Here is a 1,469-nt window from a genome sequence, read left to right as displayed (position 1 = left end):
AACGGCGCACCTTCGGTGGCATCAGACATGTCCATCGATTTCTCCTATGTCGTGAAATTCCAGGAGAAAGTCTGCACAGGGTCAGGTGGGGAAAACAGGTGTGGATTCTTGGGCGCTTACCTTGCTACAAACAGAGGGGCAGGTATGGCATTGCATTGCTGAATCATGTCTGTGTCCGTCTGCATGGCCTGGTCCAGCATATCCAGCTTGTAATAGATGGCGCTAAGTTCATCATGTGCAGTACAAACATTCATCGGGCTGTTTGTTTGTTCAGCTGCCGCCAGTGCCTGTTTGGCATACTGTAAAGCCTTTTTCAAATCACCTGCGTCGATATACAAATCGGTAGCACTTGAAAGGACGAGGTACTTGATCGTCTTGTTATCTGTCCAGGGCAGGAGCTGTTGCGCCTGGTTGAGCAGGTCAAAGGCTTTGGTGAAGTTTCCCTGCACGTGATGGATCGTTATTGCTGTTATGTAGGCGCGGATGCGGTACTTGGGGTCAGCAGAAGAGCTGTCTATCTTGTCGACCAGCTTCAGTGATCCGTCAAAGTCTCCGAGAATGGCCAGATGTCGCAGACGCAGTAAATCAATGGCCGTCTGTTGTGCTGGTGTGGCCTGATTTTCCAGCGGGCCTATGTCTTGCAGCAGTTTTTCCAGCTGTTGGGTTGGAATCGTATTGATGGGGTCGAGTGCGGCCAGTAACTGCTCCAGCGTTTGTGAATAGGCTCCCTGCGTAGTGAGCAGCAGCAGAAAAAAGTAGAGATAAGGTAATAAACGGCGCACGGATTCTATGTCCAATATCGTTCAGAGACTTCTCTGGACAGAAAGAGATGTTTCAGGGTATGTCCAAGGAAAGTCTTAAAATCCGTCCATGGTTTTTCAGGAGTGGGTTTTCCATTACCCACCGAAATTGTTATTGAATCACAATTCCTTATCCTTGAATGTATACCCGGTTCATTTGTCGTAGGCTTTGATGACACTCTTGATTTTCTGACAAGAGGACAGACCGGTGGATTCTTCCAGCTTTTCCAGATCACCTTTCCTGAGCAGTTCCATCTCTTCTTTGGACAATCCGGCCTCTTCCATCACTTTTTGCGGATTCTTTTCGTAAGCTTCTGCAAGATCACTTTCTGCACCCAGGCGTTTCAGCAGTTGTGTGAGTTTGGACATGGATTTCCCCCAAGGTTATCCCGAACAATAGTATTTTTGTCACCCCGGTGTAGGCCGGGGTCCTTACTTATCGAGGTATTACAGATTCTGGCCTGCGCCGGAATGACATATTTGTTAGAGGTGCTCCCAAGTAAAAAAATGGTGTTTGGTTGCCACTCGTGGTTTTGAGCCTTATTCTGTCCTGAATCCGTGACTTCGGCAGCCACCTGAAAGTCGTTCGCCCGATGATAATCGCGTAAAATTGCAGTTCCAGTGATTTTCATGATTTCACCCAAGGGGTGAACTGCCAATGACATTCAT

At 48.0% G+C, this 1,469-nt stretch carries 2 protein-coding genes; both read right to left on the bottom strand.

Translation table 11 applies throughout. The features are described 5' to 3' along the window. Positions 1 to 116 precede the first annotated feature (116 nt). Complete coding sequence (locus tag ACOCD2_RS19730; RefSeq protein ID WP_293650224.1) at positions 117 to 782, bottom strand: hypothetical protein; 666 nt, start codon at positions 780 to 782, stop codon at positions 117 to 119. Between the two features lie 171 nt (positions 783 to 953). Then, positions 954 to 1,169, bottom strand: a complete 216-nt coding sequence (locus tag ACOCD2_RS19725) for a hypothetical protein (protein ID WP_293650223.1) — start codon at positions 1,167 to 1,169, stop codon at positions 954 to 956. Positions 1,170 to 1,469: the final 300 nt, after the last annotated feature.

This window comes from Thiolapillus sp., assembly GCF_048562965.1.
GTDB lineage: Bacteria > Pseudomonadota > Gammaproteobacteria > Chromatiales > Chromatiaceae > Thiolapillus > Thiolapillus brandeum_A.
Note: the sequence above shows the minus strand (reverse complement) of the source record. Positions and strands in the feature narration are given on the sequence as shown.